We start from the raw sequence: 6,063 nt of genomic DNA, 5'->3' as shown, positions 1-6,063 counted from the left end.
CACTATGGCCCTCGCCACGTAACCCAGAAGCATCCACACAAATCACTTGCTTATTCTTTTAAAGATCAGAGTGTTAGCACCGACTCAAGGAGTCAAGACGCCGTCACTGGGGAGGCGAATTGTACGGACATTCATAGAAGCGTCAACAGGCATCTCCCGCCCAATTGACAACTTACTGATTAATATCGTCTTTATTTTTCTTTGACGACAGATTTTGGACGCCGTTTGAGCAGGCCAAATGGCACTGCCGATTGTTTTTTGCTCAAGGTACCCAGCGTTTGCCCAATTTGCGAGCCAAAGTGCGTCTATGCATGCCCAGCCGCCGTGCGGTTTCGGAGATGTTGAAGCCGGTCTCGGCCAGCGTCTCGTGGATACGCTCCCATTCCAGCGTCTTGATCGACGTCGATCGCGCCGCCAGCGGCACTTCCATTTCGCTGGGCCCGCGAGTAAAGGCGGCCTCGATGTCGTCGGTATTGGAAGGCTTCACCAGATAGTTGCAAGCACCGAGCTTGATCGCCTCCACCGCGGTGGCAATGCTGGCAAAGCCGGTCAGAACCACGATCAGCATTTGCGCGTCGTGCTGATGCAAGGCCTGCACGACACTCAATCCGGAATCCATGCCGAGCTTGAGATCGACGACCGCGTAGCCGGGTCTGGTGGTCTGCAGCAGGTCTTGCGCTGCTTTGGCGTTTACAGCGAGCAGGACTCGATAGTCACGACGCTCGAAGGATCGCTTCAAAGTTCTGGCGAAAGCAGCATCGTCTTCGACGATTAGCAGCAGCCGCTCAACCTGGCCAGGTGGACTCTCGTCAGACATTCTGCGTGCGCTCGATCGATAGTGCCGCCAGCGGCAAGTTCAGCGTGACGACCGCGCCGCCGCCGATAAAGGCATTCTCCGCACTGACGTTGCCGCCGAGTTTGCGCACCACGTTAACCACCAGGAACAAGCCCAGACCACCACCCGGCCTGCCCTTGCTCGACTGATAAGGCTTACCGATCTGCGCTAGCATCTCAGGCTCAAAGCCGGGCCCTCGATCGCGCACGGCCAGCGACAACATTCCCTCGCTGCACCAGGTCGACAGGCCGACCCACAGCGGCGAACTCTCCAAAGCATTGTCGAGCACCGTGCAGATCACCTGCTTTAGCGCCGAATCCGAAACGATCGGAAAGTTCTCATAGGCATCGTGCGCGCCGTCACGGTCATTCTCATAGTCGTAATCGAACGCAACAACCGGCCGCGTGCTGCGCCACTCCTCGACCAGCTCGTCCAGAAAGCTGCCGATCGTCGTCACAGCCGGCGACTCGCCGCGCGCTTCACCGGCCGACAACAGGATGCCGGTGACGATGGTCTTGCAGCGCTGCACCTCGGCCTGCATGTCCCCAAGTTCCTGCAGAAGTTCAGGATCGCCGCGGAACACGGACATGCGGCGCCAGTCACCGAGAATCACCGACAGTGTCGCCAGCGGCGTGCCGAGTTCATGCGCGGCGCCGGAAGCGAGCAGACCCATGCGCACGATATGATCTTCCTCGGCGGCACGCTGGCGTAGATCCGCGAGCCGCGCATCGCGCCCGCGAAGTATCCGATTGATGCGTGTCATGAACACGACCAGCAGACCGACATCGAGAGCAAAGCAAATCAGCATGCCGATAACATGCAGATGGAACAGTTCATCGGCATCGGATGGACGCATGTCCAGCGGCATATAGAAGCGCATCAGGAACGCGAAACACAGACTGGTGACGACAACCATCGTCCAGGTCGACCAGGCTTCGAGCAACACGGCGCCGATGGCCACCTGCAGCAAATACAGGAACACAAAAGGATTGGTCGCCCCACCGCTCATGTAAAGCAGAGCCGTGAGCGCGGCGACGTCGAGAAGCAGCGCGGTCAGCAACGCGCCATTGCGCACATCCCCGACCTCGCGCGGGCGATATAAGCTGAAGAGATTGAGCCCCACCAGAAAGCACAGCACCGCCGACATCGCGATCAGCGGCAATTCGATCTTGAACACGAGGCTGACGTAGGCGATCGTCAGAACCTGGCCGATGACCGCGATCCAACGCAGCTGGATCAACTGCAGCATGTTTTGCTGGCCGACGGTTTCGCCGGACGAGGCATTCAGGGATTGCCCGGGACGACGAGTCAGATCGGTGGCGGAGCTGGGTTGCATGGCGCGCATCGTGGACGACGGCGTAGCGTCGGTAAAGCCCGGCTGACGTCATTCCCGCGAACGCGGGGATGGCGGACTTGTGAAGGCGTTAGCGCTTACGGGAGCGCAGCAGCCGGTAAGCGGCGACAGCCGTCATCAGCGCCAGGCCGTACCAGGTGATCGCGTAGACCAGGTGGCTGTTGTGAAAGCTTATGACGGTCATGCCGCCGACCGGGTCACCGGCCGACCGCGGACCGGCGTCGGCGTCGATGAAGTACGGAGCAACGTCCTTCGCCGGCAGGTTCGCTGCGGATGCGATCGCCGCGACATCGCGCGAAAACCAGCGATTCGCAGCGGGATCGTTACGCCGAAGGAAGCCGCCCTTGGGTTCGGTCAGACGCAGCAGACCGGCAACCCTGACCTCACCTTGAGAAGACTCGCCAGTGAAGATCGCTTTCTCGACGAATCCGCGATTGATCAGCACGACAAAGCCGTCGCGAGTCTGCAGCGGCGTCAGCAGCCAATAGCCCGGGCCGGACTCGGTGACCGCCTGTACGAACACACCACGGTCGCGCAGGTATTCGCCAACCGCCGCCACGTGCCGATATTCATCGTCGGTATCGATGTCTGCCCAGACATCGATACCCGGCGCCGAAACCGGAACCGCGTGCACTCTCTGCTCGACACGCTGGATCAAATCCAGCTTCCAGGCCCGGCGTTGAAACTGCCAAGTGCCGAGCATAAAAAACCCGGCGAACAAAAACAGCACCAGCACGCTCAGCAACACGAAGCCGACCACTGAACACGGCGCCGCCTCGTCGGTCGGCTTGCTCATCAGGGCATATTGCGCATGTCGTGCACAGACATCGGCATCATATTGGCATTCATGTGATACATAACCCACAACGATCCGCTCAAGGTAATCACGACGAGCACCAGCGTGAAGATCAGAGCGAGCATATTCCAGCCGCCTTCCGAACTCGTATTCATGTGCAGGAAGTAAATCATGTGCACGAAGATCTGCACGACCGCGAAGGCCATGATGATCAGGGTCGTCACCTGCTTGTCGGCGATCACGCCACCCATCACCAGCCAGAATGGGATTGCAGTCAGCACTACCGACAGCACAAAGCCGGTCATATAGGCCTTGAAAGAACCGTGCGCCTCAGCTTCGCCGTGGCCACGGTCGTGGCCGTGTACATGCCTCGCGTCGTGTTCGTCGTGCGCAGCGCTCATCGCAGCACTCCCATCAGATAGACGAAGGTGAAGACGCCGATCCATACGACGTCGAGAAAGTGCCAGAACAGGCTCAGGCAGCTCAGGCGCCGGCGATTCTCGACCGTCAGCCCGCCCTTGCCCACTTGCACCATCAACGTCACCAGCCAGACGATACCGAAGCTCACGTGCAGGCCGTGCGTGCCGACCAGCGTAAAGAAACTCGACAGGAAGGCGCTGCGCTGCGGGACCGCGCCTTCAGAGATCAGGTGAGCGAACTCATGCAGCTCCAGGCCGACGAAGGCTGCTCCAAACAGGCCCGTGATCGCCAGCCAGCTCAGCGTTGCGCTCTTGCGGTTGCGCGCCATCTCGAGCATCGCAAAACCGTAGGTAATCGACGAGAACAGCAGCATCGAGGTATTGACCGCAACAACGGGCAGTTCGAACAGTTCTTTCGGACCCGGGCCTGCAGCGTAGTTACCGCCGAGCACGCCGTACATCGCGAACAGCACCGCGAAGACCAGGCAGTCGCTCATCAGGTACAGCCAGAAGCCGAGCATCGTTCCGTTTTCCGGATGATGCTCGCCCTTCATATCGTAGTAGCTGATCGCCTCGTCGGCGCTCATTGCATGGGTTCCAGTGTGTGCCATCGGATCAGGCCTGTAGCGCCAGCTGGCGGCTACGTTGGTTCTCAACCACTCTCACTTCGTCTGCTGGAATGTGGAAATCGCGATCGTAGTTGAAGCTGTGATAAATCGCGCCGCCGATCAGGCAAGCAAAGGACACTCCGGCAAGCCACCAAATATGCCAGATCAGGGCAAAGCCGCAGATCATTGCGATGCCTGCCAGCACCAGGCCGGCCGCCGTGTTTTTCGGCATGTGGATCGGGATGAAGCCCGCGGTTGGGCGCTGCGAGCCGCGCGCCTTCATGTCCCACCAGGCATCCTGCTCATGGACGTTCGGTGTGAACGCAAAGTTGTAAGCCGGCGGCGGCGACGAGGTCGACCATTCCAGCGTGCGGCCATTCCAGGGATCGCCGGTGTGATCGCGCAGCGCCTCGCGATTGCGGATGCTGACGACGATCTGCACCAGCATCGCGATGATGCCGAACAGGATCAGCAAGGCGCCGAACGCAGCGATCTGGAACCAGATCTGCAAGCTCGGATCTTCGAAGTGGCTCAGGCGCCGCGTGACGCCCATCAGGCCCAGCACGTACAGCGGCATGAACGCGAACCAGAAGCCGCTCAGCCAGAACCAGAACGAGACCTTGCCCCAGAACGGATCGAGCTTGAAGCCGGTGGCCTTTGGGAACCAGAAGTTGATGCCGGCGAACACGCCGAACACCACGCCGCCGATAATCACGTTGTGAAAGTGCGCGACCAGGAACAGCGAGTTGTGCAGCACGAAATCGGCCGGCGGCACCGCCAGCAGCACGCCGGTCATGCCGCCGATCACGAAAGTGAACATGAAGCCCATCGTCCATAGCATCGGCACTTCGAAGCGGATGCGGCCGCGGTACATCGTGAACAGCCAGTTGAACATCTTCGCGCCGGTCGGGATCGAGATGATCATCGTCGTGATGCCAAAAAACGAGTTGACGCTGGCGCCCGAGCCCATCGTAAAGAAGTGATGCAGCCACACCAGGTACGACAGGATCGTGATCACGACCGTGGCGTAGACCATCGACGCATAGCCGAACAGGCGCTTGCCGCTGAACGTGGACACCACTTCCGAGAACACGCCGAACACCGGCAGGATCAGGATATAGACCTCTGGGTGGCCCCAGATCCAGATCAGGTTCACGTACATCATCGCGTTGCCGCCGAAATCGTTGCTGAAGAAGTTCATCCCCGCATAACGATCCAGCGACAGCAGCACCAGCACCGCGGTCAGCACCGGGAACGCGGCGACGATCAGCACGTTGGTGCACAGCGCGGTCCAGGTGAAGATCGGCATCTTCATCAGGCCCATGCCGGGCGCGCGCATCTTGATGATCGTCGCCAGCAGATTGACGCCGGATAACAATGTCCCGACGCCGGCGATCTGCAGCGACCATATGTAGTAGTCGACCCCGACATCCGGGCTGTAAGCGGGCCCAGACAGCGGCGGATACGCAAGCCAGCCGGTGCGTGCGAACTCACCGACGAACAGCGACATCATCACCAGCACCGCGCCGGCGGCGGTCATCCAGAAGCTGAAATTGTTCAGGAAAGGAAACGCGACATCGCGCGCACCGATCTGCAGCGGCACCACGTAGTTCATCAGGCCGGTGACCAGCGGCATCGCGACGAAGAAGATCATGATCACGCCGTGCGCAGTAAAGATCTGGTCGTAGTGGTGCGGCGGCAGATAACCCACCGAATCGCCGAAGGACATCGCCTGCTGCATGCGCATCATGATCGCGTCGGCGAAGCCGCGCAGCAGCATCACCAGGCCGAGCACGATGTACATCATGCCGATCTTCTTGTGATCGATGCTGCAGAACCACTCGTGGTACAGGTAGCTCCACTTGCGCGCGTAGCTGATGTAGCCAAGCAGGCTCATGCCGAGAATCGCCGTGACGATGAATGTGATCAGCAGGATCGGCTCATGCAGCGGCACGGCCTCCCAGCTCAGGCGACCGAAAAGGGTGTGCATCAGTTCAGAGCGTTGGTCCATCGATGATTTCTCGAATGCCGGTCAGCGTGCGCGGCGCATG

General features: G+C 60.0%; 6 protein-coding genes. All 6 read right to left on the bottom strand.

Going from position 1 to position 6,063, the window contains the following annotated elements:
* Window positions 1-262 precede the first annotated feature (262 nt).
* On the bottom strand, window positions 263-817 hold the full coding sequence (locus tag JWQ90_RS21325; protein WP_299697011.1) for a response regulator transcription factor: 555 nt from the start codon (window positions 815-817) through the stop codon (window positions 263-265).
* Window positions 810-2,171: an ATP-binding protein gene (locus JWQ90_RS21320; protein WP_366919562.1), complete on the bottom strand. Its 1,362-nt coding sequence runs from the start codon at window positions 2,169-2,171 to the stop codon at window positions 810-812. Before JWQ90_RS21320 ends, JWQ90_RS21325 begins: the two co-directional genes overlap by 8 nt.
* Window positions 2,172-2,259: 88 nt before the next feature.
* Window positions 2,260-2,985, bottom strand: a complete 726-nt coding sequence (locus JWQ90_RS21315) for an SURF1 family protein (protein WP_299697009.1) — start codon at window positions 2,983-2,985, stop codon at window positions 2,260-2,262.
* Window positions 2,985-3,386 carry a cytochrome o ubiquinol oxidase subunit IV gene (gene cyoD, locus JWQ90_RS21310; RefSeq protein ID WP_299697008.1) on the bottom strand — a complete coding sequence of 134 codons (402 nt, stop codon included), beginning with the start codon at window positions 3,384-3,386 and terminating at the stop codon, window positions 2,985-2,987. Before cyoD ends, JWQ90_RS21315 begins: the two co-directional genes overlap by 1 nt.
* Window positions 3,383-3,991 (bottom strand): cytochrome o ubiquinol oxidase subunit III, encoded by a 609-nt coding sequence (cyoC, locus tag JWQ90_RS21305; RefSeq protein ID WP_299697007.1) that lies wholly within the window; start codon window positions 3,989-3,991, stop codon window positions 3,383-3,385. The genes cyoD and cyoC overlap by 4 nt, the downstream gene beginning before the upstream one ends.
* 28 nt (window positions 3,992-4,019) lie before the next feature.
* On the bottom strand, window positions 4,020-6,023 hold the full coding sequence (cyoB, locus tag JWQ90_RS21300; RefSeq protein ID WP_366919561.1) for a cytochrome o ubiquinol oxidase subunit I: 2,004 nt from the start codon (window positions 6,021-6,023) through the stop codon (window positions 4,020-4,022).
* Window positions 6,024-6,063: the final 40 nt, after the last annotated feature.

It is taken from the genome of Hydrocarboniphaga sp., assembly GCF_028291725.1.
Classification (GTDB): domain Bacteria; phylum Pseudomonadota; class Gammaproteobacteria; order Nevskiales; family Nevskiaceae; genus Hydrocarboniphaga.
Note: the sequence above shows the minus strand (reverse complement) of the source record. Positions and strands in the feature narration are given on the sequence as shown.